The organism is Stenotrophomonas genospecies 3 (assembly GCF_054473855.1).
Genome location: NZ_JBTMUR010000013.1, coordinates 68,261 through 93,508, shown reverse-complemented (window position 1 = coordinate 93,508; position 25,248 = coordinate 68,261). Strand labels below are relative to the sequence as shown.

The window sequence follows — 25,248 nt, the reverse complement described above, 5'->3', positions numbered from 1 at the left end:
TGCGGGTGCAGGGCTGCAAGCCCTGCCGGAAACCCTCACCCCGCAGGAGTGCCGGCACCGTTCAAGTAATCCAGGCTCACCTGCAGCAACGCCCGCAACCCGACATCCAGCGCCTTCTCATCCAGCAGGAACTTCGGTGAATGATTCGCCGGTGCCGTCGCCGGGTCGATGCCCACGCTGGTCGAACCGACGAAGAAGAACATCCCCGGCACTTCCTTCGCGTACAGCGAGAAATCCTCCGCACCCATCTGCAGCGGTGGCTCGTACACGTTGTCCTTGCCCACCACCGCCTGCAGGCTCGGCAGCATCTTCGCGGTCAGCGCCGGGTCGTTCACCGTGGCCGGATTGCCCTCCGACTCGTAGATGTCCGTCACCGCCTTGGCACCGTGCGCGGCGGCGGTGTGCTCGGCCACATTGCGCAGGTCGGCGAAGATCTGCTGCCGCATGCCTTCGTCGAAGGTACGGATGGTGCCGACCATTTCCACTTCATCCGGAATGATGTTGTAGCGGATGCCCCCGTTGATCGCGCCGAAGGTCAGTACCGCCGGCTGCTTGGACAGGTTCGCGCGGCGGCTGACGATGGTCTGCGCGGTGCCGACCAGGTCGGCGGTGGCGACGATCGGATCAACACCATTCCACGGCGCCGAGCCATGCGTCTGGCGACCGATCACCTTGATCCCGAAACGATCCGAGGCGGCCATCAGCGGGCCACCGCGCACCGCGATCTGCCCAGCCTGCACGCTGGAGAACACATGCAGGCCAAACACGGCTTCCGGCTTGAAATCAGCGAACAGGCCTTCCTTCAGCATCAGCGCGGCGCCACCCTCTTCCGGCGGCGGTGCGCCCTCCTCGGCCGGCTGGAAGATCAGCATCACCTGGCCCGGCAGGTCCTTCTTCATCGCGACCAGTGCTTCGGCCACGCCGAGCAGGGTGGCGGTATGCGCGTCATGGCCGCAGGCATGCATCACGCCCACCGTCTGCCCGCGGTACTGGTCAGTGGCCTTCGAGGCGAACGGCAGGCCGGTCTGCTCGGTCACCGGCAACGCGTCCATGTCGGCGCGCAGCGCGATCTTCGGGCCTGGCTTTCCGCCTTCGATGATCGCCACCACGCCGTGATGGGCGATGCCGGTCTTCGGCTTCAAGCCCATCGCACGCAGGCGCTTGGCGACCTCGGCCGAGGTGCGTGCCTCGCGGTTGGACAACTCCGGATGCTGGTGGAAGTCGCGGCGCCATTCGACCACCTTGGCCTGCAGCCGCTGCGCGGCGGCGGTCACCTCCGGGCGTTGCCCGTCCTGGGCGTGGGCAAGAGCCGGCAGGGCCAGCAGCAGGGCGGACAGCAGCAACGAACGGCGCATCACGATCTCCACGGCAGGGGGTTCCAGCTGAATGTAGGGCAACACCGCCGCTACGGGAACCTCCGCGGCCGGATCCGGTCTTAGCGCCCGTCCCATCCGTCATGCAGGAAACGTGATGTGGCGCAGGTATGCTTTGCGCATTGCCAACCGGGGCCGTGCCCCGTCCAGCCCTCTTGGAGTCCTTGAATGTCACGTGTTTGGAAGATCGTGCTGCTGGTCGTGGCGGTACTGGTGCTGGCCGTGGTCGGCCTGCGCGTACTCGGCGGGGGCAAGGACAAGGCCGGTAGCCCGGCGGCAGCTGCGCGCCAGGGCGGTGAAGACCCGGATGCCGGCCCGGTGCCGGTGACCGTGGTGGATGCGGCACGCCAGGACGTGCCGGTCTATGCCAGCGCGCTGGGTACGGTGACCGCAATGAACACCGTCACCGTCAGCCCGCAGGTTGGCGGCCAGCTGATGAGCCTGAATTTCCGCGAAGGCCAGGAAGTGAAGAAGGGCGATGTGCTGGCGGTGATCGACCCGCGCACCGCCCAGGCCAGCTATGACCAGGCCGTGGCCTCCAAGCGCCAGAACGAGGCGCTGCTGGCCACCGCGCGTTCCAACTACCAGCGCTCGAACGCGCCGGAGTATCGCCAGTTCGTCGCCAAGACCGATCTGGATACACAGCGAAACCAAGTGGCACAGTACGAAAGCGCAGTCGCGGCGAACGAGGCCAGCATGCGCTCGGCGCAGGTGCAGCTGCAGTACACCAAGGTCACCGCGCCGATCACCGGCATCGCCGGTATCCGCGCGGTCGACGCCGGCAACGTGGTCAACGCCGGCACCGCGCTGGTCACGCTGACCCAGATCCATCCGATCCACGTGCTGTTCAACCTGCCCGAGCGCCAGCTCGGCGATGTGCGCCAGGCACAGGCCGCCGGTGCGGTACCCGTCGCGGCACTGGACCGCGCCGATTCGCACGTGCTGTCCGGCGACGGCAAGCTCGACGTGGTCGACAACCTGATCAGTGCCGACAGCGGCACGTTCAAGGCGCGCGCGATCTTCGACAACACCGACAACGGCCTGTGGCCGGGCCAGTTCGTCAACGTGCGCATGCAGCTGCGCACGATTGCCGGTGGCGTGGTCATTCCGACCCAGGCGGTGCTGCGTGGCCCGGACGGCGAGTACGTCTATGTGGTGCAGGGCGACAACACGGTGAAGATGCAGACCGTGCGCAGCGGCGTGGAAGTGGGTGACAGCCAGGTGCAGATCGCCGAGGGCCTGAAGGGCGGCGAGCGGGTGGTCAGTGAAGGCCAGTTCCGCTTGAAGCCGGGCAGCAAGGTCACCGCGCTGAAGCCGGGCGAAACCCCGGCGGTGCCGAGCGAAGCCGAGCTGAAGGCCGCCGAGCAGAAGAACGGCGGCGGTGGCCGTCGTGGCGGCGGCCCGCGCTGAGCGCAGGCTACCGACCTCCCTCGCGCCGGCAAGCCTGCCGGCGCCGACATTGAAGTGCCAGCAAGGATCAGTCCGTGGGCTTTTCGACGATCTTCATCCGCCGCCCCATCGCCACCTCGCTGCTGATGGCGGGCCTGTTGCTGCTGGGCATCCTCGGTTACCGCAAGCTGCCGGTGTCGGCGCTGCCGGAAATCGATGCGCCCAGCCTGGTGGTCACCACCCAGTACCCCGGCGCCAACGCCACCACCATGGCCTCGCTGGTCACCACGCCGCTGGAGCGCCAGTTCGGGCAGATCTCCGGGCTGGAGCTGATGACCTCCGACTCGTCGGCCGGGTTGTCCACGATCATCCTGCAGTTCTCGATGGACCGGAACATCGACATTGCCGCGCAGGACGTGCAGGCGGCGATCCGCCAGGCCACGCTGCCCTCGTCGCTGCCCTACCAGCCGGTCTACAACCGGGTGAATCCGGCCGACGCGGCCATCGTCACCCTGAAACTGACCTCTGACACGCGCCCGCTGCGCGACGTCAACAACTACGCCGACTCGATCCTGGCCCAGCGACTGTCGCAGGTGCAGGGCGTGGGCCTGGTCTCGATCGCCGGCAACGTGCGCCCGGCCGTGCGCATCCAGGTCAATCCGGCCCAGCTGTCGAACATGGGCCTGACCCTGGAGCAGCTGCGCAGCGCGCTGACCCAGGCCAACGTCAACGCGCCGAAGGGTTCGCTGAACGGCAAGACCCAGTCCTACAGCATTGGTACCAACGACCAGCTCACCAGTGCCGCCGAGTACCGCGACACCATCATCAGCTACAAGAACGGACGTCCCGTGCGTTTGTCCGACGTGGCCGAAGTGGTTGATGGCGTGGAGAACGACCAGCTGGCCGCCTGGGCCGATGGCAAGCCGGCGGTGCTGCTGGAAGTGCGCCGCCAGCCCGGCGCCAACATCGTGCAGACCGTCGAGCGCATCCGCGCGATCCTGCCGCAGCTGCAGGGCGTGCTGCCAGCCGACGTGCACCTGGAGATCTTCAACGACCGTACCGAGACCATCCGCGCCTCGGTGCATGAGGTGCAGTTCACCCTGATCCTGACCATCGGACTGGTGGTGGCGGTGATCTTCGTGTTCCTGCGCCGCCTGTGGGCCACGATCATTCCCTCGGTGGCGGTGCCGTTGTCGCTGGCCGGCACCTTCGCGGTGATGGCCTTTGCCGGCATGTCGCTGGACAACCTCTCGCTGATGGCGCTGGTGGTGGCCACCGGCTTCGTGGTCGACGACGCGATCGTGATGATCGAGAACATCGTGCGTTACATCGAGCAGGGCAAGAGTGGCAAGGAAGCGGCCGAAATCGGTGCGCGCCAGATCGGCTTCACCGTGCTGTCGCTGACCGTTTCGCTGGTGGCGGTGTTCCTGCCGCTGCTGCTGATGCCCGGCGTCACCGGCCGCCTGTTCCACGAGTTCGCGTGGGTGCTGAGCATCGCCGTCGTGCTGTCGATGCTGATCTCGCTGACGCTGACCCCGATGATGTGCGCCTACCTGCTCAAGCCCGACGCCTTGCCCGAAGGCGAGGACGCACATGAGCGTGCGGCGGCGGCCGGCAAGCAGAACCTGTGGACGCGCACCGTCGGCCTGTACGAGCGCAGTCTGGACTGGGTGCTGGACCACCAGCGCCTGACCCTGGCCGTGGCCGGCGGCGCACTGGTGCTGACCGTGCTGCTGTACGTGCTGATTCCCAAGGGCCTGCTGCCCGAACAGGACACCGGCCTGATCACCGGCGTGGTCCAGGCTGACCAGAACATCGCCTTCCCGCAGATGGAGCAGCGCACCAAGCAGGTGGCCGAAGCGCTGCGCCAGGACCCGGACGTGACCGGCGTGTCAGCCTTCATCGGCGCGGGCAGCATGAACCCCACGCTCAACCAGGGCCAGCTGTCGATCGTGCTGAAGGAACGCGGCGAGCGCGACGGCCTGGACAAGATCCTGCCGCGCCTGCAGAAGGCGGTGGCCGGCATTCCGGGCGTGGCCCTGTACCTGAAGCCGGTCCAGGACGTGACGCTGGATACCCGCGTGGCCGCCACCGAGTACCAGTACTCGCTGTCGGACGTCGATCCGGCGACCGTGGCCACCCAGGCCACACGCCTGACCGAAGCGCTGCGCAAGCGCCCGGAACTGACCGACGTCGACAACAACCTGTCCAACCAGGGCCGCGCGCTTGAACTGAACATCGACCGCGACAAGGCCAGCGTGCTGGGCGTGCCGATGCAGACCATCGACGACACCCTCTACGATGCGTTCGGCCAGCGCCAGATCTCGACCATCTTCACCGAACTCAACCAGTATCGGGTTGTGCTGGAAGTGGCGCCGGAGTTCCGCACCAGCACCGCGCTGATGGAACAGCTGGCCGTTGCCTCCAATGGTGCCGGTGCACTGACCGGCACCAATGCCACCAGTTTCGGCCAGGTCACCTCGTCGAACTCATCGACGGCTACCGGCATCGGCGCGCAGAACACCGGCATCACCGTCGGCGCGGGCAGCATCATTCCGCTGTCGGCACTGGCCGAAGGCAAGGTCAGCAGTGCACCGCTGGTGGTCAGCCACCAGCAGCAGCTGCCGGCAGTGACGGTCTCGTTCAACGTGGCGCCGGGCTATTCGCTGTCCGAAGCCGTGCGTGCAATCCAGGAGACCAAGGACAGCCTGGACATGCCCACCCACCTGCATGCCGAATTCATCGGCAAGGCCGCCGAATTCACCGGCAGCCAGACCGATGTGGTGTGGCTGCTGCTGGCCTCGCTGGTGGTGATCTACATCGTGCTGGGCGTGCTCTACGAGAGCTACATTCACCCGATCACGATCATCTCCACGCTGCCGCCGGCCGGTGTCGGCGCGCTGCTGGCACTGATGCTGTGCGGGCTGAGCCTGTCGGTGGATGGCATCGTCGGCATCGTGCTGCTGATCGGCATCGTCAAGAAGAACGGCATCATGATGGTGGACTTCGCGATCGAGGCGCGCCGCGCCGGCGCCAACGCGCATGAAGCGATCCGCCGCGCCTGCCTGCTGCGCTTCCGCCCGATCATGATGACCACCGCCGCGGCCATGCTCGGCGCGCTGCCGTTGGCACTGGGCACCGGCATCGGTTCGGAACTGCGCCGCCCGCTGGGCATCGCCATCGTCGGCGGCCTGCTGCTGTCGCAGCTGGTGACCCTGTACACCACGCCGGTGATCTACCTGTATATGGAGCGCTTCTCCGAATGGCTGGCCCGCCGCCGCGAGCAGCGCGCACTGCGCGACGGTTCGCTGCAGGAGCCGCAGGCATGATCCACGCCCCGCTGCCGCGGGGGGCCGCACGATGAACCTGTCCGGCCCCTTCATCCGCCGCCCGATCGGCACCGCGCTACTGGCCATCGGCCTGTTCATGGTCGGCCTGATCTGCTACCTGCGGCTGGGCGTGTCGGCGCTGCCGAACATCGAGATCCCGGTGATCTTCGTGCACGCCAGCCAGTCCGGTGCCGATGCGGCAACCATGGCCTCCACGGTCACCGCGCCGCTGGAACGTCATCTCGGCCAGCTGCCGGGCATCGACCGCATGCGCTCGTCGAGCTCGGAAGGCAGCTCGCTGGTGTTCATGATCTTCCAGAGCGGCCACAACATCGATTCGGCCGCGCTGGACGTACAGACCGCGATCAACTCGGCACAGGCCGACCTGCCTTCGGGCATGGGCTCGCCGATGTACCAGAAGGCGAACCCGAACGACGACCCGGTGATCGCCATCGCGCTCACCTCGCAGACGCAGTCGGCCGATGAGCTGTACAACGTGGCCGACTCGCTGCTGGCGCAGCGCATCCGCCAGATCAGCGGTGTTGCTTCGGTCGACATCGCCGGTGCCTCGACGCCGGCGGTACGCGTGGACGTCAACCTGCGCCTGATGAACGCACTCGGCCTGACCGCCGACGACCTGCGCAACGCCGTGCGCGCGGCCAACGTGACCTCGCCCACCGGCTTCCTCAGCGATGGCAACACCACCACCGCGATCATCGCCAACGATTCGGTGGCACGCGCCGCCGACTTCGCCGACCTGGTGGTCAAGACCCAGGGCGATGGCCGGGTGATCCGGCTGAAGGACATCGCCAACGTCTACGACGGCCAGCAGGATGCCTACCAGGCGGCGTGGTTCGACCACAAGCCGGCGGTGGTGATGTACGTGTTCACCCGCGCCGGCGCCAACATCGTGGAGACCGTGGACCGGGTCAAGGCACAGATTCCCGCCCTGCGCGACTATCTGCAGCCGGGTACAACGATGACGCCGTACTTCGACCGTACGCCGACCATCCGCTCGTCGCTGCATGAAGTGCAGATCACTCTGCTGATCAGCCTGGCGATGGTGGTGCTGACCATGGCGCTGTTCCTGCGCCGGCTGGCACCCACGCTGATCGCCGCAGTGACCGTGCCGCTGTCGCTGGCCGGTGCCGCGCTGGTGATGTACGTGATGGGTTTCACCCTGAACAATCTGAGCCTGCTGGCGCTGGTGATCGCGATCGGCTTCGTGGTCGACGATGCGATCGTGGTGATCGAAAACATCATGCGCCACCTCGACGAGGGCATGCCGCGCATGCAGGCGGCGCTGACCGGTGCACGCGAGATCGGATTCACCATCGTCTCGATCACCGCCTCGCTGGTGGCGGTGTTCATCCCGCTGCTGTTCGCCAGCGGCATGATGGGCGCGTTCTTCCGCGAGTTCACCGTCACCCTGGTGGCGGCCATCGTGGTCTCGATGATCGTCTCGCTGACCCTGACCCCGGCGCTGTGCAGCCGCTTCCTCAGCGCCCACGACCACACGGCGCCGCCGTCGCGCTTCGGCCGTTGGCTGGATGCCGGCCACGAGCGCATGCTGCGCATCTACACCGTGTTCCTGGATTTCTCTCTGCGCCATGCGCTGCTGCTGTCGCTGACGCCGCTGCTGCTGATCGGTGCCACCGTCTTCCTGTTCGGCGCGGTGAAGAAGGGCGCGTTCCCGCCGCAGGACACCGGCCTGATCTGGGGCCGCGCCAACTCCAGCGCCACCGTATCCTTCGAGGACATGGTCGCCCGCCAGCGCCGCATCACCGACATGCTGATGGCCGACCCGGCGGTGAAGACCGTGGGTGTGCGCCTGGGCAGCGGTCGCCAGGGCTCCAGCGCACAGTTCAACGTCGAGCTGAAATCACGCAAGGAAGGCCGCCGCGAAACCACCGCACATGCCCTGGCGCGACTGAGCGCCAAGGCCGACCGCTACCCCGACCTGCAGCTGCGCCTGCGCGCGATCCAGGACCTGCCCAGCAACGATGGCGGTGGCTCCAGCCAGGGCGCGCAGTACCGCATCTCGCTGCAGGGCAATGACCTGGCGTCACTGCAGGAATGGCTGCCCAAGCTGCAGGCGGAGCTGAAGAAGAACCCGAAGCTGCGCGACGTCGGCACCGATGTGGACAATGCCGGGCTGCGCCAGAACATCGAGATCGACCGTGCCAAGGCCGCCCGCCTGGGTGTTTCGGTCGGCGCCATCGACGGCGCCCTGTACGGTGCGTTCGGCCAGCGCCAGATCTCGACCATCTATTCGGACATCAACCAGTACAGCGTGGTGGTCAACGCCCTGCCCTCGCAGACCGCTACTCCGGCGGCGCTGGACGAGGTGCATGTGCGTGCGCGCAACGGCGAGATGGTGCCGATCACGGCGGTGGCCAAGCAGGTGCCAGGGCTGGCGCCTTCGCAGATCACCCATGAGAACCAGTACACGACGATGGACCTCAGCTACAACCTGGCGCCGAACGTGAGCATGGGCGAGGCCAAGGCGATCATCGACGCGACCGTGGCCGGCATGCGCATGCCCGGCGACATCCGCCTGGCTGATGACGCCGGCTTCGGCTTCAACTCCGACCCCAGCGACATGCTGATCCTGGTGTTTGCCGCGATCCTGACCGTGTACCTGGTGCTGGGCATGCTGTACGAGAGCCTGATCCACCCGGTCACCATCCTGTCCACGCTGCCGGCGGCGGGCGTGGGTGCGCTGCTGGCGTTGTTCGGCACCAATACCGAACTGTCGGTGATCTCGATGATCGCGCTGGTGCTGCTGATCGGCATCGTCAAGAAGAACGCGATCATGATGATCGACTTCGCGCTGGTGGCGCAGCGCGAACATGGGCTGGCACCGCGCGAAGCGGCACGCGAGGCCAGCATCGTGCGCTTCCGCCCGATCATGATGACCACGATGGTGGCGATCCTGGCTGCTGTGCCGCTGGCGATCGGCCTCGGCGAAGGGTCCGAGCTGCGGCGTCCGCTGGGTATCGCGATGATCGGCGGCCTGCTGTTCTCGCAGAGCCTGACCCTGCTCAGCACGCCGGCGCTGTACGTGATCTTCTCCTGCCTGGCCGAGCGCTGGCGCGCACGTCGCGCACGCAGGCGCGAAGCGAAGCTGCTCAAGCGCGCGCAACGGGCGTAGAAGGGCCCATCCACGCAGGGCGTGGATCTACTGGTAGCGCCGGCCGCTGGCCGGCGTTCTCCGTACAGCCAATCTGCCGGCCAGCGGCCGGCACTACCGTGGGTGCGAATGGTGGGTACGGACCGTGGGTGCGAATGGTGGGTACGGACCGTGGGTGCGGACCGTGGGCACGGATGGTGGGTGCGAACCGTTGGTCCGCACACCTCTGGGTTTGACGTGCCGTAACGAAAAGAGAACAATTCTCATCCAGCCATGGTCCTGCGCCCCTTCGCGGCGCCCCGCTGCCATCTCCGGCCAGCCTGCGTGATCCCAGCCACTGCCCCTTCCCCCACCCGTGGGCGGATGGCCTGTGGCCGTCCGTCGAGGACCACCATCGATGCTGCCTTCCCGTTCTCCCCGCCTGGCCCTGCTGGCCATCGCCCTGTCAGCCGCCTGCGCTGCCCATGCCGAAGCGCCGGCCGTCAGCCGTAACGCCACCGATCTGGATGCGGTGAAGGTCACCGCCGAACGCACCCATACCGACGCCGGCGCACTGGGCGACCGCGCCCTGCGCGACACTCCGTTCGCGATCACCGCTGTTGGCCGCGAGCAGATCGAGCAGCGCCAGGTGGTCTCGCTGGGCGAAGCCTTCCTGCTCGACCCTTCGGTCAGCACCCAGGTCAGCGCCTATGCCAGTGGCTGGAGCTCGCCCATCCGCAACCGCGGTCTGGAGCTGAACTACGACAGCTACCGGGTCAATGGCCTGCAGGTCTCTTCCTGGGGCACCGAATGGCCGCTGGAAGTGATGGAACAGGTCGATCTGCTGAAAGGCCCGGGCGGATTCCTGTATGGCTTCGGCACCCCCGGCGGCATCGTCAACTACATCACCAAGAAGCCGACGGACACGCCCACCTTCTCCGCCCAGCTGGGCTGGCGCGAACAGGGCATCGTCAGCGGCGGCATCGACGTTGGCGGCCGCTTCGGCAACGAGCAGATGTTCGGCTACCGCTTCAACGCCTTCCAGGAAACAGGCGAGACCTTCAATGGCGGACACGTCGATCGCAAGGTTGGCGCACTGTCGCTGGACGCGCGCCTGAGCGATGCGCTCACCTGGACCTTCGACGGTGTGTTCCAGTCGCGCGACCTGCGCGAGGAATCGCCGCAGTACTACTTCCGTGGCCTGACCTCGTTGCCGCGGCCGATCGCCGGAGATACCGACAACAGCGTGCCCGGCACCTATTACGACACACGCTCCAGCCTGCTGTCGACCGGCTTGAACTGGCAGATCAACAGCGACTGGAAAGCCAGCCTGAGTTACGGCGTCACCACCTCGTGGAATGACGTCAACAAGATCTTCGCCTACATCGACGATCTCAACGGCGACTATGACGTCAACGTCTACGAACTGGGTGGCAAGAGCGAGTGGAAGCTGGCCCAGGCGATGCTGCAGGGCAGCTTCCGCACCGGCCCCCTTCAGCATCAGGTGGTGGCGGGCATCAGCCACCAGACCGGACTGGGCTGGGACCGCCCCTACGAGTGGAACCTGATTGGCCGCGCCAACCTGTACCAGCGCCATGCCATCCGCCACGACGCCGTTGGTTCGCGGGTGATGACCCGCGGCGACGAGACGGTGCAGCAGGCGGTGTTCGCAAGCGATACGGTGAACCTCGGCAGCGGCTGGTCGGTGCTGGCGGGCTGGCGCTACAACGACTTCGAAACCAAGGGGCGGTACCACACCTACCCGGTCACCCCGACCTACGCCGTGATGTTCAAGCCCAGCGAGGCGGTCACCCTCTACGCCAGCTACATCGAGTCGCTCGAAGCGGGCAGCCGCGTAGGCAACAGCTACATCAACGCCGGTGACGTGCTCGATCCCACCATCAGCAAGCAGTACGAGATCGGGGCCAAGGTCGAAGCGGCGCGTTGGAATGCGAACGTGGCCGCGTTCCGGCTGGAACGTGGTGCCAACATCGATGAGCTCACGCCGGCCGGCAAGCGCCTGGTGCAGGACGGCATCACGCTGTACGAAGGCATTGAAGCCAGTGCCGACCTGCACCTCAACGATGCACTGACCGTCGGCGGCGGCGTCACCTGGCTGGATCCGACCTACGACAAGCTGTCCCCGGGCAGCGCCGCACAGGAAGGCAACCGCACCGCCGGTGCTGCGCGCTGGAGCGGGGTACTGCACGCCACCTACCAGCTGCCGTGGGTAGACGGCTTGGAAACCTACGCCGCCGTGCGCTACTACGGCGATGTCTGGTATGACGCCGACAACACCCTGAAGCTGCCTGACTACACGCTGGTGAATGCAGGCATCGGCTATCGCCTGCTGGCGTCCGGCCATCCGGTGACCCTGCGTGCCAGCGTCGAGAACCTGGCCAACCGGAAGTACTGGTCCAACGCCGGCGCCGGCCTGCCGCGCACGTTCGCGGTGAGCGTGCGGTTCGACATGTAATGCCCGGCAAACCGGTAGTGCCGGCCTTCGGCCGGCTCCTTGCACCTCCGTCCGGGCGCATGAGAGCCGGCCAGCGGCCGGCACTACCGGGTATTCCCTCGCGGGCTGTCCCCTTCACCCCGTACCCGCAATAATGGTGGGAGACCCTTCCACCGAGCCCGCATGCCCGCCCGCGAATCCCGCCTCAGCCGCCTGTGGGCCCACGAAAAGGCCAGTTATGGCCTTCGGGTGTTCATCGCCCTGACCGCAGCGCTTGCCGTGTGCTGGCAGCTGGACGCGCTCACTGCCCTGCCCGGCGTGTTCCTCGGCATCATCGCCAGCGCCATCGCCGAGACCGATGACAACTGGTGGGGCCGTACCAAGGCGGTACTGCTGTCGCTGCTGTGCTTCTGCCTCGCCGCCGCCTCGGTGATCTGGCTGTTCCCCTGGCCAAGGATCTTCATCGGCGCGCTGGCGCTGTCCACCTTCGGGTTGACCCTGCTGGGTGCGCTCGGCGAGCGCTATGCGTCCATCGCCCAGGCCACGGTAACGCTGGCGATCTACACCATGATCGGGCTGGAGCAGCATGGCGCCAGCGACCTGCACAGCGCGCTGGACGCGGTCAGCCACCTGCTGGCCGGTGCGGTCTGGTACGGCCTGCTGTCGATCCTGTGGACCGCACTGTTCGCCAACCGTCCGGTACGCGAACGCGTGGCGCGACTGTACGTTGAACTGGGCCGCTACCTGCAGTTGAAGGCAACACTGTTCGAGCCGGTGCGCGGGGCCGACCTGCAGCGTCGCCAGCTCGACCTGGCCGAACAGAACCGGCGCGTAGTCGGTGCATTGAATGAAGCCAAGACCGCGATCCTGGCCCGCTTCGGCCGTTCCGGGCGGCCCGGCGTGAACTCCGGCCTGTACTTGCGCCTCTATTACATGGCACAGGATTTCCACGAGCGCGCCAGCTCCTCGCACTACCCCTACGGTGCGCTGGTCGATGCCTTCTTCCACAGCGATGTGCTGTACCGCTGCCAGCGCCTGCTCGACCTGCAGGGGCAGGCCTGCGCACGGCTGGGCGAGGCGATCCGCCTGCGCCGTCCGTTCGTGTATGGCGAAAGCAACCAGCAGGCCGGGCGCGACCTGGCCGATGCGCTGGCCTATCTACGCGACCAGCAGCGGCCGCAGTGGCAGCGACTGCTTGGCTCGCTGGATCTGCTGGTGCACAACCTGCGCAGCATCGAGCGCCGCCTGCTGGATGCGGAGCGCTCCGAGGCCAGCCTGGACAACGTCGATACCCGACTGCGCGACAGCAACCCGCACACCCTGCGCGAGATGGGCGTGCGCGTGCGCCAGCAGCTCACGCCCGGCTCGGTCCTGTTCCGCCACGGCCTGCGCATGGCATTGGCCCTGATCGCCGGCTTCGCGGCAATCCGCTTGTTCAATGCACAGAACGGCTCGTGGGTGCTGCTGACCATCGTGTTCGTGTGCCGCCCCAACTTCGGCGCGACCCGCCAGCGCCTTGCACAACGCATCGTCGGCACCGTGGCCGGCCTGGTGCTGACCTGGGCACTGCTGCAGCTGTTCCCGCAACTGCACGTGCAGCTGCTGATCGCGCTGCTGTCGGCGCTGCTGTTCTTCTTCACCCGCTCCGACCGCTACCTGGTGGCGTCGGCGGCGATCACGGTGATGGCCCTGACCTGCTTCAACCTGATCGGCGACGGCTTCGTGCTGATCGTGCCGCGCATGGTCGATACGCTGCTGGGTTGTGCGATCGCCGCCGCGGCCGCCTTCCTGATCCTGCCCGACTGGCAGGGCCGGCAGCTGCATCTTGTGCTGGCGCGGGTGCTGGACACCGCCGCGCGCTATCTGGATTCGGTGCTGGGCCAGTACCGCAGCGGCATGCGTGACGATCTGGCCTACCGCATCGCCCGCCGCGACATGCACAACGCCGACGCCGCGCTGTCCACCGCGTTGTCGAACATGCTGCGTGAGCCCGGCCACGTGCGCCGCAATCTGGATGCCGGCTTCCACTTCCTGGCGCTGTCCAACACACTGCTCGGGCACCTGTCGGCGCTGGGTGCGCACCGCGACCAGGTGGACAGCTACGCCGGCGATCCGCTGGCGCTGGCTGCCGGTGAGCGCGTGCGCAAGGCGCTGCAGCAGCTGGCGACGGCCCTGACCGCTCGGCAACCGGTCGCGGAAGAGGACAATGATGCCGACCGCGCGGTGGCTGCCGAACTGGAACAGATCGACGAGGCGATGCCGCCGAAGCTGCAGCTGATCCGCACGCAGATGGCGCTGGTGCTGCGGATGCTGCCGAAGGTGCGGGCGGCGGCGAATAAAGCGGTGCGCAGCCTGACCTGATCCCTCATCGCTGGTCGGACATTCCATCCACGCATGGCGTGGATCTACTGCATCGCGTGCAACCGTGCGTTGCGTATGGCGATGCATCCCGATCACGTTCCCGCGCGGATACTGGGTGATCCCCTGCCCCGGATTCCTCCATGAAGATCGAACTCACCGGCCGTACCGCGCTGGTCACCGCCTCCACCGCCGGCATCGGCCTGGCGATTGCCCAGGGCCTGGCCAACGCGGGCGCGCGGATCATTCTCAACGGCCGCAGCACCGACAGCGTCGAACGCGCCCGCCAGCGCCTGCTCGCCGCCGTTCCGGGTGCCGACGTGCTCGGCGTGGCCGCCGACCTCTCCGATGCGGCCGGCGTCGACACGCTGCTGGCAGGCCTGCCCAAGGTCGACATCCTGGTCAACAACGCCGGCATTTTCGGCCCCGAGGACTTCTTCGAGACCGAAGACGCGACCTGGGAACGTTACTGGCAGACCAACGTGATGTCCGGCGTGCGCCTGTCGCGGGCACTGCTGCCGGCGATGGTCGATGCCGGCTGGGGTCGCGTGCTGTTCATCTCGTCCGAATCGGCACGCAACATTCCGGCCGACATGATCCACTACGGTGTCAGCAAGACCGCGCAGCTGTCGCTGTCGCGCGGCCTGGCCAAGCGCGTGGCCGGCAGCGGCGTCACCGTCAACGCGGTGCTGCCCGGCCCGACCCTGTCCGACGGTTTCGCGGCGATGTTCGAAGATGAACGCCAGCGCAGCGGCAAGCCACTGGAGCAGATCGGCCGCGAGTTCGTGATGGCTCACCGGCCGTCTTCGGTGATCCAGCGCACCGCCACGGTCGAGGAAGTGGCCAACATGGTGGTGTATCTGGCCTCGCCGCAGGCCTCGGCGACCTCGGGTGCGGCGCTGCGCGTGGATGGCGGCGTGGTCGACGATATCGTCTGAGACCTATCAAGGTGTGCGGACCAACGGTCCGCACCCACAGTTGTGGGGCTTCAGTAGATCCACGCCATGCGTGGATGCATCCCGCCATGGTCCCGGCGGATAGGCAGGAATGCTAGGCTGCGCCGGTCAAGGAGGCTCCATGTCCGGTCACAACCAGTTCGCCCTGCTGCGCCAGCGCCGTTTCCTGCCGTTCTTCGTCGTCCAGGCGCTCGGAGCGTTCAACGACAACGTGTACCGGCAGGCGATCATCGGCCTGTTGTTCTATCTGGGCGTTTCGGAGGAGCAGCGTTCGCTTTACACCACGCTGGCGCCAGCCATCTTCATCCTGCCGTACTTCCTGTTCTCGGCGCTGGCCGGGCAGATCGCCGACAAACTGGAAAAATCGCGGCTGATCGTGATCACCACCACCATGGAGATCGTGATCATGTCGATGGCGGCTGTCGGTTTCATCACCGAGAACCTGCCGTTCCTGCTGGTCGCGCTGTTCTGTACCGGCATGCAGTCGACCCTGTTCGGCCCGGTAAAGTACTCGGTACTGCCCTCGGTGCTGAAACCCGAGGAACTGACGGGCGGCAACGGCCTGGTCGAGATGGGTACTTCGATCTCGATCCTGTCCGGCATGATCATCGGCGGCTCTGTGTTCCTGCTTGCGGGCAGCCACGGTCCGATCGTGGCAGCCACAGCGGTGATCGCTCTGGCCATCTGCGGCAACATCGCGGCGCGCCTGATTCCCAAGGTCGACGCCGGCGATCCGAACCTGAAGATCAACTGGAACCCCTTGCCGGAGTCGCGGGTCGTGCTGCGCATGGCACGGCAGCAGAAGGCGGTGCGCAACGCCATCCTCGGGGTATCCTGGTTCTGGTTCGTCGGTACCGTGCTGACATCGCAGCTGCCCAATTACGCGTTGGCCAACCTCGGCGGCGAACCCAAGCTGTATCTGTTCGCCCTGGCCCTGTTCTCGGTCGGCACCGGCGTTGGCTCGTTGCTGTGCGAGAAGCTGTCGGCACGCACGGTGGAAATCGGCCTGGTGCCGCTGGGTGCGTTCGGCATGACCGCGTTCCTGCTCGACCTGTATTTCGCCCGCAGTGGCGAAGCGACCGTGCACGGACTGACCATCGGGACGTTCCTGCAGCAGCCGGGCAGCATCCGCATCGTCATCGACCTGATCGGCATCGGCCTGTTCACCGGCATCTTCGTGGTGCCGCTGTTCGCGCTGATCCAGAGCCGCACGCCGAAGGCGCAGATGTCGCGCGTGTTTGCGGCGCTGAACATCCAGAACTCCGGCTTCATCGTCGGCGCAGCCCTGCTGTCGCTGGCCGCGCACAAGCTGCTGCACTGGTCCATCCCGCAGCAGTTCCTGGCGCTGGCCATCGCCAACGCACTGGTGGCGATCTACATCTTCACCATCGTCCCCGAATTCCTGATGCGCTTCCTCAGCTGGCTGATGGTGCGCACCCTGTACCGCCTGCGCCCGCACGGCATCGAGGCCAACGTGCCGGACGAGGGCGCCGCGCTGCTGGTCTGCAACCATGTCAGCTACATGGACGCACTGATCCTGTCGGCGACGATCCCGCGCCCGGTGCGCTTCGTCATGTACTACAAGATCTTCAACATCCCGGTGATGCGCTGGATCTTCCGGACCGCCAAGGCGATCCCGATCGCCGGTGCGCGCGAAGACCCGGCGCTGATGCAGCGCGCGTTCGATGACATCGACGCTGCGCTGGCCGAAGGCGAGCTGGTCTGCATCTTCCCGGAAGGCGCGCTGACCAAGGATGGTGCGATGGCACCGTTCAAGTCCGGTGTCGAGAAGATCCTCGAACGGCGGCCGGTGCCGGTGGTGCCGATGGCGCTGCGCGGCATGTGGTCGAGCATGTGGAGCCGGCGCGACAGCCGCCTGGGCCGCATGCGCGTGCCGCGCCGTTTCCGCGCCACCGTCGAGGTGGTGGCGGCAGCGGCCGTGGATGGCCACAGCACCAGCGCGCCGGTGCTGGAGGCCCAGGTGCGGGCCCTGCGCGGCGATCACGCCTGACGAGATGGGCCCGCCGAGCGGGCCCAGCGGACTCCCCCACATACGTCACCGTCCAGTGGTGTACGCGACATGTCGTGACTGTAAACGCATACATGCAACGCAGGTTGCGGTAGATTACGCACCCACAGGGGGGAGGTCCGGCCGATTCATCATGGCCGGCCACCAAGGAATGGAGTCTCGCTTTGAATCAACCACCACCGCTCAGCCGTCCGGTCTACATCCCCAACCATCTGGTCTGGGCGATCCTGACGACGCTGTTCTGCTGCCTGCCGTTGGGCGTGGTGTCGATCGTGTACGCCTCCCAGGTCGATGGCCGCCGCGCGGCCGGCGACCTGCCGGGGGCCTACAGTGCGTCGCGCAAGGCGGGCTGGTGGGCGGTGGCTTCGGCCGTGGCCCTGCCGGTCCTGTTGCTGTTGTGGTTCGGGCTGTTCGGCGGCTTGGCCGTACTGGGCGCTCTTTCCGACCAATGATTCACCACCACCACCCATCAAGGAGCTTGAACCCATGAATACTGCTACTCCGCAGGTCCCGAACAACCTGGTCTGGGCGATCCTGACCACCCTGTTCTGCTGCCTGCCGGCCGGCATCGTGTCGATCGTCTACGCCGCCCAGGTCAACGGCAAGCTGGCGGCCGGCGACATCGCCGGCGCCCAGGACTCCGCCGCCAAGGCCAAGAAGTGGGCCATGTGGTCGGCCATCGCCTGGGTCGTGCTGGTCGTGCTGTACGTGCTGTTCTTCGTTGTGCTCGGCGGCATGGGCGCGATGAGCAACGGCAACTACTGATACGCCTGGACGGATCCGGCGCCTGCGCCGGATCCGTTGTTGCATGTCCGCGCTTCCCGCTCGTTCCCGACTCGCCCGCTGGGCACCGCTGCTGGTTTCCGCCGGCCTGGCCGTGGGTGCCACGGTGGTGCTGCGCAACGTCAATCCGTATGTCGCCGGCAATCCCCTGCCGAGCTGCCCGCTGTACGCGCTGACCGGCCTGTACTGCCCGGGCTGTGGCAGCACGCGCTGCCTGTATTCCCTGGTCCACTTCGACCTGCCCGGCGCGATGGCGATGAACCCGCTGCTGGTCATCAGCTTGCCGTTCCTGTTGTTGATGCTGCTGAACATCGCCGGCATCCGCCCGCGTGTGCTCGACCCGCTGATGCGGGTGCTGGCCAATCCCGTGTTCTGGCTCTGGGTGCTGCCCGGGTATGCGCTGCTGCGCAATCTGCCGTGGGCACCGTTCACTGCACTGGCACCGATCTAGGTTTCCAGCCAACGGCGCAGCCCCTCGTGGTGGGCGGCGTTTGTCGATCATGGGGTTGGCCGGGCGGGATGGGTTTGCGGGGGACGCCGTGAATCCGTCCGTGGAGGCTTGGCCGCGGCTTGCTCGTGTGCGCTGTCCTGCGCACACGGCAAGACCGGGGTTGAGCCTCCTGCCCAACCCGCCCGAGGCATGCCTCGGGCCCATGCCGCGGACACCCCCGCAAACCCATCCCGCCCGGCCACGGACAGTTTCCGTGCGCGTCCACCACGGAAAAGAAAGAGAAGATCAAAAGCGGAAGCGGATCGCTTCGCTCTGCATCCACGCATGGCGTGGATCTACCGTGTCGACCAAGGTCGACACCTACCAACAGCCGCGGGAATCTGTCGAAGGCGGGGTGGGTCGGATGGCGGGGGTGTGAGCCGCATGGATGCGGCGACCAAGCCTCCATGGACGGATTCACGGCGTCCCCCGCCATCCGATCCACCCCGCCAGCCCGCAGCAATCCTGCCGTTGCCGTTGCCGTTGCTGTTGCTGTTGCCTCTGCAGGTGCAGGGCTGCAAGCCCTGCAAAGCAACTACGTCACCCAGCCTGCAATCACCAGCAGGGCCAGGATCGCCAGCCACAGCAGCAGCATCCGCCACACCAGGCTCATCGCATCCCGCAGGTCCGGCAACCGCTGCCACACCGGCAACAGCCCCGCCTCGGTGTAATCGTGCGCATCCTCGCGCAGCTCGGCATTGACGCTGGCCCGCGCCACCGCGCCGAGGAAGCCGATGTTGCCGGCCAGGCGCTCGCCGTGGGCCTGGCGCCAGGCCTTCCACGCCGTATCGAAGTTGCCCACCAGCGCCATCGAAAATGCCATCAGCTGCGCCACCGGCCACTCGATCCAGCCCAGCAGGCGCTGCGCCAGCGCCAGCGGCTCCACCGGCACGCGGGCACGCATCGGGCTTTCCGCCATCAGCGCCAGCAGCCGGTAACCGAGAGCACCGGCCGGGCCCAGCAGCAGGAACCAGAACAGCACCGCGAACCAGCGCCGCAAGGCGTTGAGCACGGTTGCCTCGACCAGTGACGGAATGTCCTCGCGCAGGCTGCCACCGGCCGCCTGCAGGTTACGCACCGCGGCCTGGCGCGTCGCCGCGTCATCGGCATCGATGATCGCTTCGATATCGCGGTCCAGATCGCGCGGGCCCCAGCACCACGCCAGCACCGCCACGCCCAGCAGCAGCGACGGCAGGCCGAACAGCACCCCACGCAGCAACCACGCCAGCAGCGCCATCAGCAGCAGCGGCGGCAGCAGTGCCAGGGCAACGCCGGCCGGCCCCTGCCAGGCCTTGCCACCGCGCGCGTCCAGCCAGCCCAGCCAACGCCGGAAGCCGTCGAAACGGCGCAGCGAGGCGGCAGCGGCCGGGGCAACATGGCCCAGGGCCAGTGCCACCAGCACGGCGGCCAGAGTGGTGAACATGGCAGGTCTCCCTACGAAACAGAACGCTCGGCGTCGCTACCTTACCTGTCGCAGCGGCGCCCTCAGCGGTGAACCGGACTGTAACCCGGGCCGTGTTCAGGTGGCGGCAATACAGGCGCCACCGTCAGCCCCGCTCAGCCCTTCTGCTGCCGGTACCAGTGTTCGATCAGGCCGCGCGAAATCGAGATCGGCGGCGACAGGCGGATGCCCTGGCCATCGTCCTCCACATCGCGTGCCAGTGCCGCGCCGACCTCGTCGGCACTGAACCAACGCGCATCTTCCAGCTCGCCATCCACGGTCGGCAGGTCATCCTGCGCCTGTGCACGGAAACCGATCATCAGCGCACCCGGGAACGGCCACGGCTGCGAACCGAGGTACTGGCAGGCGGTCACCCGTACCTTGCTCTCCTCGTGCACTTCACGCACCACGGTCTGCTCGAAGGTCTCGCCGGGTTCGACGAAGCCGGCCAGCACCGAGTAACGCCGCGGTGCCCAGTTCGACTGCCGGCCCAGCAGCAGCCGGCCCTGGTTTTCCACGGCGACGATCACGGCGGGATCGACACGCGGGTAGTGCTCGGTGGCGCACTGCGCGCAGCGACCGACGAAGCCGCCACGGGCAAACGCCACGGCACCGCCGCACACGCCGCAGAAGCGGGTGCGCGAGTGCCAGTAGGACATGCCCCGGGCATAACTGAAGGCGGTCGCATCGGCCATCGGCCACAGCAGTGCGGCCTGGCGCAGGTCGAGGCGGCGCGGGGCCGTGACGGTAACGTTGGCGGCTTCGACCGAGAACCAGGCCTGCTCGCCACGCAGGCCAAGGAAGATCGCGGCACCGGGGCCGCCGCCGATGTCGGCGCCGGTCAGCGCCAGCGGCTGGTCGTCATCGCCGGTGAAGGCGCTGCCGTCCTGATCGAGCACGAGAATGCGCGCGCCCGGCCACAGGCGCGCCAGTGCATCGGCATCGTCGCGCAGGGCATCGGCGCGCTCCAGCGGTTCGCCAACGAAAGCGAAACCGGAAAGCGGCGAAGGAGTATTGGGCATCCGGCAAGCGTGCCGCCAATCGATGCAGGTGGCAAGTTCGGCGCTGTGCGCAATCTGCCGGTGTGGGCGTGCAGGCACAGCATCCACGCATGGCGTGGATCTACTGAGGTGCCAACCTTGGTTGGCACATTCCGGCCACAGGCCTCTTACATGCTGAAGCTGCTGCCGCAGCCGCAGGTGGTCTTGGCGTTCGGGTTGCGGATCACGAACTGGGCACCGGTCAGGCTCTCGGTGTAGTCCACCTCGGCGCCCATCAGGTACTGCAGGCTCAGCGGGTCGACCAGCAGGGTCACCCCGCTGGTCTGTACCGCCAGGTCATCCTCGGCACGGTTCTCGTCGAACTCGAACCCGTACTGGAAGCCCGAACAGCCACCGCCTTCGATGTACACGCGCAGGGCCAGGTCGGGGTTGCCCTCTTCCTGGATCAGGGATTTGACCTTGGCGGCCGCCGACTCGGTGAAGTTCAGCGGGCGCTCCAGCGACTGGTAATCGGGCGCGGCAACCGGGGTGGCGCCGGGCAGGGAGACTAGCGTGCTCATGGTGTCAGCATGGGGGTGCCGACGATGGCTTTCAAGCCATCGCCTCGGCCAGCTTGCGGCGTGCGGCGGTGTCACCCTTGCCGCCATTGGCCTCATCACCTTCCGGGGCCGGCAGGGCCGCCATCGGGGCGCTGGCATGGATCAGGCGGCCGTTCAGCTGGGCACCCGCATTCATCTCCACCACCTGGTAATGGACGTTGCCATTGACCCGCGCGCTCGGGGTCAGTTCGACCTTCTCGGTGGCATGCACGTCGCCGTCCAGGCGGCCACTGATGACCACCACCTGGGCACGGATCTCACCTTCGATCACGCCATGCTCGGCGACCGTCAGGGTCGCGCCGCTGGCGCCTTCGGCGGCGATCACCTTGCCGTGGATGCGGCCTTCCACATACAGGCCACCACTGAATTCCACATCACCGCGGATCACCACCTGGTTGCCGATCAGGGCATCCACCACCAGCTGGCCTTCACGGTTGGATTTGCTGCTTCCGAACATCTGCCTACTCCCCTTTGGCGGCCGGCGCACCGGCCTGTTTCCAGTCGAATACCTGGGTGGTACCCCCCGTACCACTCCCCAATGTCACCCGCACGCGTTGCGGGGTGAAGTCAGCCGGCAGCATCACGCTGCCGGTGAGCTGCTGGAAGTACCGGAACGAGTAATCCTGTCCCGGTACCTTGCTGCGCTGGTGCAGATCATCCCAGCTGATCGTGGCCAGCTTGCCGTTCTTGACGCCTTCCACGGTGAAACGCATCTGCCCCTGGCTGATGGCGCCGCGGTTGAGGTTCTGTGTCAGCACGGCGGTGTACTGCCAGGTGCCGGCCGCTTCCGGGCTGAACTCGATCGAATGGGTGTTCAGGCCCTTGCGCTGGCTGGTCGAACCCACCAGGCGCTCATAGAAGGCAACGTCGGCACGCAGGCCGGCGATTTCCTCATCGCGTTCGGCCAGCGAGGACTGCACCTCGGTGTTGGCGGCGCGGCTGATGCGGTCGGAGGCTTCCAGCGTGGCCTGCTTCTGGCGCAGTTCGGTCAGCTGCGCCTGCAACGTCTCGGCGCGCTTCTCGGCGGCCTGCAGGCGCTGGCCCTGTGCATCGCGCGGCGTGGCCATCCAGCAGCCACCCAGCACGGCCAGCACCAGGCTGAGCAGCCAGATGCCGCCGATCACCAGCAGGCGGCGACGGTCGGCCGGCGGTTGCGGCGCGCCGGGCAGGCGCACCTGCACGCGCATGGGAGGACGGTTGGTCATGGGTGGATTCCGGGGCATCGCGAGGGCGACACCGGTACGGCCCCTGTGGCAAACGACGGGCTAGTGTATGACAGGACGGGTGGGTTTCCTGCGCAGTGGCGAGCCACCGTCTGTGGCGTTCAGGCATGCCATCGTCGATAGTGTGGTCCCCTGCACAGTTCCGTCGCCGGAGCATCGCCATGACCGAAGCCCACCTGTTCGTGATCGGCATCCTGCTGGCCTGGCTGGCCGGCATCCGCGTCTACCTCACCGTGTTCGGTGTCGGCCTGGCCGGCCTGCTCGGCTGGGTCGACCTGCCGCCGGCCCTGCAGGCCACGGAATCGTGGTGGGTGCTGGGCACCTCGGCAGCGCTGGCGGTGACCGAATTCTTCGCCGACAAGATTCCCGGCGTCGACTCGGCGTGGGATCTGGTGCAGACCCTGGCACGCGTACCCGCAGGGGCCTTCCTTGCCGCAGCCACGCTGTCGCCGGATGGGCAGCTGGGCACCGGCGCACTTGCTGCCGGTGCCGGTGTCGCGCTGGCCAGCCATGGCCTGAAGGCCGGCACCCGCGCCCTGCTCAATACATCGCCCGAGCCTGCCAGCAACTGGGTGGCCTCCGCCGCCGAGGACACCGTGGTGGTCGGTGGCCTGGCCATGGCCCTGGCACACCCGTGGATCGCGCTGATCGTGGTGCTGGCCTGCAGCCTGGCCGGCGCGCTGCTGGTGTGGCTGGTCTGGCGCACCTTGTGGAAGGGCGTGCGCTGGCTGGCACGCAGTGCGTCGCCCGACAGTCCACGCCAGCCCGGTACCGGTTGATCGCCGGGCTTGTCGCATAATGGACGCGAACACCAGGAGCACCGATGGCCGCAAACGAATCCCCCGCGGGCGCCCGCCCGGGACGCGCTGAAACCCCTCCGGCCGATCATTGGCAACGCTGGACCGCTGAACCGGCGAGCGCGGTCGCCGCAGCGCCGGCCGCGGTTCCGCCGCTGGCCGCCTCCGACGCACCCGCATCGATCGGCAGCGCACCGCCGCCGTTGCCGGCCCCGGCCGTGCTGGCCGAGGCTGGCAACAACGACCAGGCGCCGCCGCCCTCCGATTCGCCCTACCGCGTGCTGATCGTCGAGGACGACCGCGCGCAGGCCCTGTTCGCACAGAGCGTGCTGCATGGCGCCGGCATGCAGGCGATCGTGCACAGCGATGCCGACGGCGCGCTGCAGGCGATCAAGGAGCATCGGCCCGACCTGATTCTGATGGACCTGCACCTGCCCGGCCTGGACGGCATGCGCCTGACCGCGCTGATCCGCCAGCAGCCTGGCCTGCAGTTGCTGCCGATCGTGTTCCTGAGCGGCGATCCGGACCCGGAACGCCAGTTCGAGGTGCTCGACAGCGGCGCCGACGATTATCTGAGCAAGCCGATCCGCCCCCGCCACCTGATCGCCGCCGTGGCCAACCGCATCCGCCGCGCACGTGCGCAGGCAGCGACCCTGCCTGGTGCTACCGGCGCACCGGCCACCAGCAATCCGGAAACCGGCCTGCCGACACGTCACCACGTGCTGCAGCAACTCAACGCCACCCTCACCCATCGCGACCGGGGCGGCGTGTTCTTCATTGAAGTGGCCAGCGCGCTGGGCCTGCGCGAACGCTATGGCTACGCCGCCTTCGAGCGCCTGATGGTGCAGGCCGGGCAGCGCCTGGCCGAGGCCGGCCATCCGCACCTGCTGGCACGCCTGAACGACAACAGCTTCCTGCTGCTGGCCCGCAATACCGATGAAGACAGCCTGGAAAGCATCGCCGCGACCCTGCGTGAGCAGCTCTCGGCACGCGCCTTCGTGATCCGTGATGATGAATCGGTGCATCTGCGCGGCGTGGTGGGTTACGCGCCGCTGTCGCCGGGCTTCGACGATGCCAACGCTGCACTGGAAGCGGTCGAGCGCACCACCCTGCAGGCACGCCTGCTCAGCGCCGGCGTGGCGGGCCACGTGCATCGCCAGGCCGTCACCGAACAGGAACACCTGGCACTGCTGGAAGGCCAGCTGGAGCTGGCCTATCAGCCGATCGTCGCCGTCGCCGGTGGCAACACCGCGCAGTACCAGCTGCTGCTGCGCCTGCGCCAGGCCGACGGCACGGTGCTGGCGGCCGGCCAGGTGATTCCCGCCGCCGAAGCGGCAGGCCGCATCGCCGACCTCGACCAGCAGGTGATGGACCATGCGCTGGGCCTGCTGGACCTGTACCGGCACGCAACGCAACCGCTGAACCTGTTCGTTTCGCAGTCGCTGCGCACCCTGCAGCGCGATGCCTTTGGCGACTGGCTGCTGGAATCGCTGCAGCAGCGTGACCTGCCCGGCAGTGCGCTGGTGATCGACGTGCGCCTGCCCGACGCGCTGATCCACACCGTGCCGCTGCAGCAGTTCTGCCAGCGCATGGCCGGCGCCGGCGTGCGCTTCTGCCTGAGCCAGTTCGAACCCAGTGGCGAAGCCGATGCACTGCTGACCCACCTGCCGCTGTCGTTCGTGCGCATGGCCGCGCGGTTCTCCAGCAGCCATTCCAACCCGGCCACGCGCGAGGAACTGCGCAAGGCGATCGAACAGGCGCATGCCGCCGGGCTGCAGATCATCGGCCAGCAGATCGAGGACCCGCAGGCCGCGGCAGCGATGTGGGTCGGCGGCGTCGATTACATCCAGGGCAACATGGTGCAGTCGGCCGGCAGTGACCTGAACTTCGACTTCCACAACGCGGTGCTCTGA

At 67.3% G+C, this 25,248-nt stretch carries 18 protein-coding genes; 12 read left to right on the top strand and 6 right to left on the bottom strand.

All coding sequences use genetic code 11. The annotated features are described in order from the left end of the window. Positions 1–35: 35 nt before the first annotated feature. Positions 36–1,355 (bottom strand): M20 family metallopeptidase, encoded by a 1,320-nt coding sequence (locus ACX9OT_RS17270; protein WP_277779223.1) that lies wholly within the window; start codon positions 1,353–1,355, stop codon positions 36–38. A gap of 186 nt (positions 1,356–1,541) precedes the next feature. On the opposite strand from ACX9OT_RS17270, the gene ACX9OT_RS17265 reads away from it, so the two are divergent. The 10 genes from ACX9OT_RS17265 to ACX9OT_RS17220 all read left to right on the top strand — a co-directional run bounded on the left by ACX9OT_RS17265 (position 1,542) and on the right by ACX9OT_RS17220 (position 18,235). Continuing rightward, on the top strand, positions 1,542–2,783 hold the full coding sequence (locus tag ACX9OT_RS17265; RefSeq protein WP_277779222.1) for an efflux RND transporter periplasmic adaptor subunit: 1,242 nt from the start codon (positions 1,542–1,544) through the stop codon (positions 2,781–2,783). 74 nt (positions 2,784–2,857) lie between these two features. After that, the gene (locus tag ACX9OT_RS17260) at positions 2,858–6,091 is read left to right on the top strand and encodes an efflux RND transporter permease subunit (RefSeq protein ID WP_149908984.1); all 3,234 of its coding nucleotides are present in this window, start codon (positions 2,858–2,860) and stop codon (positions 6,089–6,091) included. A gap of 31 nt (positions 6,092–6,122) precedes the next feature. Then, on the top strand, positions 6,123–9,245 hold the full coding sequence (locus ACX9OT_RS17255; RefSeq protein ID WP_182266806.1) for an efflux RND transporter permease subunit: 3,123 nt from the start codon (positions 6,123–6,125) through the stop codon (positions 9,243–9,245). Positions 9,246–9,621: 376 nt separating this feature from the next. Further along, entirely contained in the window at positions 9,622–11,679 is a 2,058-nt protein-coding gene (locus ACX9OT_RS17250; protein ID WP_277779221.1) for a TonB-dependent siderophore receptor, read from the top strand. Positions 11,680–11,841: 162 nt separating this feature from the next. After that, complete coding sequence (gene yccS / locus ACX9OT_RS17245; protein WP_277779220.1) at positions 11,842–14,019, top strand: YccS family putative transporter; 2,178 nt, start codon at positions 11,842–11,844, stop codon at positions 14,017–14,019. A gap of 140 nt (positions 14,020–14,159) precedes the next feature. Further along, positions 14,160–14,954 carry an SDR family NAD(P)-dependent oxidoreductase gene (locus ACX9OT_RS17240; protein WP_049461643.1) on the top strand — a complete coding sequence of 265 codons (795 nt, stop codon included), beginning with the start codon at positions 14,160–14,162 and terminating at the stop codon, positions 14,952–14,954. A 139-nt stretch (positions 14,955–15,093) separates the two neighbouring features. Further along, positions 15,094–16,983: an MFS transporter gene (locus tag ACX9OT_RS17235; protein ID WP_277779219.1), complete on the top strand. Its 1,890-nt coding sequence runs from the start codon at positions 15,094–15,096 to the stop codon at positions 16,981–16,983. Positions 16,984–17,165: 182 nt separating this feature from the next. After that, positions 17,166–17,453 (top strand): CD225/dispanin family protein, encoded by a 288-nt coding sequence (locus ACX9OT_RS17230; protein WP_005419784.1) that lies wholly within the window; start codon positions 17,166–17,168, stop codon positions 17,451–17,453. 34 nt (positions 17,454–17,487) lie between these two features. Then, positions 17,488–17,766, top strand: a complete 279-nt coding sequence (locus tag ACX9OT_RS17225) for a CD225/dispanin family protein (protein WP_032127177.1) — start codon at positions 17,488–17,490, stop codon at positions 17,764–17,766. A 43-nt stretch (positions 17,767–17,809) separates the two neighbouring features. Next, entirely contained in the window at positions 17,810–18,235 is a 426-nt protein-coding gene (locus ACX9OT_RS17220; RefSeq protein ID WP_006473646.1) for a DUF2752 domain-containing protein, read from the top strand. A gap of 574 nt (positions 18,236–18,809) precedes the next feature. Here ACX9OT_RS17220 and ampE read toward each other — a convergent pair. The 5 genes from ampE to ACX9OT_RS17195 form a co-directional block, all read right to left on the bottom strand. After that, complete coding sequence (gene ampE, locus ACX9OT_RS17215; protein ID WP_032127176.1) at positions 18,810–19,697, bottom strand: regulatory signaling modulator protein AmpE; 888 nt, start codon at positions 19,695–19,697, stop codon at positions 18,810–18,812. Positions 19,698–19,831: 134 nt separating this feature from the next. Continuing rightward, positions 19,832–20,737 carry an NAD(+) diphosphatase gene (gene nudC / locus ACX9OT_RS17210; protein ID WP_164081107.1) on the bottom strand — a complete coding sequence of 302 codons (906 nt, stop codon included), beginning with the start codon at positions 20,735–20,737 and terminating at the stop codon, positions 19,832–19,834. A 146-nt stretch (positions 20,738–20,883) separates the two neighbouring features. Beyond that, the gene (erpA, locus tag ACX9OT_RS17205; RefSeq protein ID WP_005419789.1) at positions 20,884–21,276 is read right to left on the bottom strand and encodes an iron-sulfur cluster insertion protein ErpA; all 393 of its coding nucleotides are present in this window, start codon (positions 21,274–21,276) and stop codon (positions 20,884–20,886) included. A gap of 31 nt (positions 21,277–21,307) precedes the next feature. Beyond that, positions 21,308–21,772: a bactofilin family protein gene (locus ACX9OT_RS17200; protein ID WP_006398829.1), complete on the bottom strand. Its 465-nt coding sequence runs from the start codon at positions 21,770–21,772 to the stop codon at positions 21,308–21,310. 4 nt (positions 21,773–21,776) lie between these two features. After that, positions 21,777–22,520, bottom strand: coding sequence for a DUF6776 family protein (locus ACX9OT_RS17195; protein ID WP_019336613.1), 744 nt, complete (start codon positions 22,518–22,520; stop codon positions 21,777–21,779). Between the two features lie 179 nt (positions 22,521–22,699). On the opposite strand from ACX9OT_RS17195, the gene ACX9OT_RS17190 reads away from it, so the two are divergent. Both ACX9OT_RS17190 and ACX9OT_RS17185 read left to right on the top strand, forming a co-directional pair. Beyond that, positions 22,700–23,317 carry a DUF4126 domain-containing protein gene (locus ACX9OT_RS17190; protein ID WP_149908980.1) on the top strand — a complete coding sequence of 206 codons (618 nt, stop codon included), beginning with the start codon at positions 22,700–22,702 and terminating at the stop codon, positions 23,315–23,317. Positions 23,318–23,361: 44 nt separating this feature from the next. Further along, complete coding sequence (locus tag ACX9OT_RS17185; RefSeq protein WP_277779218.1) at positions 23,362–25,248, top strand: EAL domain-containing protein; 1,887 nt, start codon at positions 23,362–23,364, stop codon at positions 25,246–25,248.

Bases quoted from the DNA above. Each gene is read 5' to 3' on its own strand.
- ACX9OT_RS17255 (WP_182266806.1), top strand. From the start codon at position 6,123: ATGAACCTGTCCGGCCCCTTCATCCGCCGCCCGATCGGCACCGCGCTA.
- ACX9OT_RS17200 (WP_006398829.1), bottom strand. From the start codon at position 21,772: ATGTTCGGAAGCAGCAAATCCAACCGTGAAGGCCAGCTGGTGGTGGAT.
- ACX9OT_RS17240 (WP_049461643.1), top strand. From the start codon at position 14,160: ATGAAGATCGAACTCACCGGCCGTACCGCGCTGGTCACCGCCTCCACC.
- ACX9OT_RS17220 (WP_006473646.1), top strand. From the start codon at position 17,810: ATGTCCGCGCTTCCCGCTCGTTCCCGACTCGCCCGCTGGGCACCGCTG.
- ampE (WP_032127176.1), bottom strand. From the start codon at position 19,697: ATGTTCACCACTCTGGCCGCCGTGCTGGTGGCACTGGCCCTGGGCCAT.
- ACX9OT_RS17185 (WP_277779218.1), top strand. From the start codon at position 23,362: ATGGCCGCAAACGAATCCCCCGCGGGCGCCCGCCCGGGACGCGCTGAA.
- ACX9OT_RS17190 (WP_149908980.1), top strand. From the start codon at position 22,700: ATGACCGAAGCCCACCTGTTCGTGATCGGCATCCTGCTGGCCTGGCTG.
- ACX9OT_RS17225 (WP_032127177.1), top strand. From the start codon at position 17,488: ATGAATACTGCTACTCCGCAGGTCCCGAACAACCTGGTCTGGGCGATC.
- ACX9OT_RS17250 (WP_277779221.1), top strand. From the start codon at position 9,622: ATGCTGCCTTCCCGTTCTCCCCGCCTGGCCCTGCTGGCCATCGCCCTG.
- ACX9OT_RS17265 (WP_277779222.1), top strand. From the start codon at position 1,542: ATGTCACGTGTTTGGAAGATCGTGCTGCTGGTCGTGGCGGTACTGGTG.
- ACX9OT_RS17270 (WP_277779223.1), bottom strand. From the start codon at position 1,355: ATGCGCCGTTCGTTGCTGCTGTCCGCCCTGCTGCTGGCCCTGCCGGCT.
- erpA (WP_005419789.1), bottom strand. From the start codon at position 21,276: ATGAGCACGCTAGTCTCCCTGCCCGGCGCCACCCCGGTTGCCGCGCCC.
- ACX9OT_RS17195 (WP_019336613.1), bottom strand. From the start codon at position 22,520: ATGACCAACCGTCCTCCCATGCGCGTGCAGGTGCGCCTGCCCGGCGCG.
- ACX9OT_RS17235 (WP_277779219.1), top strand. From the start codon at position 15,094: ATGTCCGGTCACAACCAGTTCGCCCTGCTGCGCCAGCGCCGTTTCCTG.
- nudC (WP_164081107.1), bottom strand. From the start codon at position 20,737: ATGCCCAATACTCCTTCGCCGCTTTCCGGTTTCGCTTTCGTTGGCGAA.
- yccS (WP_277779220.1), top strand. From the start codon at position 11,842: ATGCCCGCCCGCGAATCCCGCCTCAGCCGCCTGTGGGCCCACGAAAAG.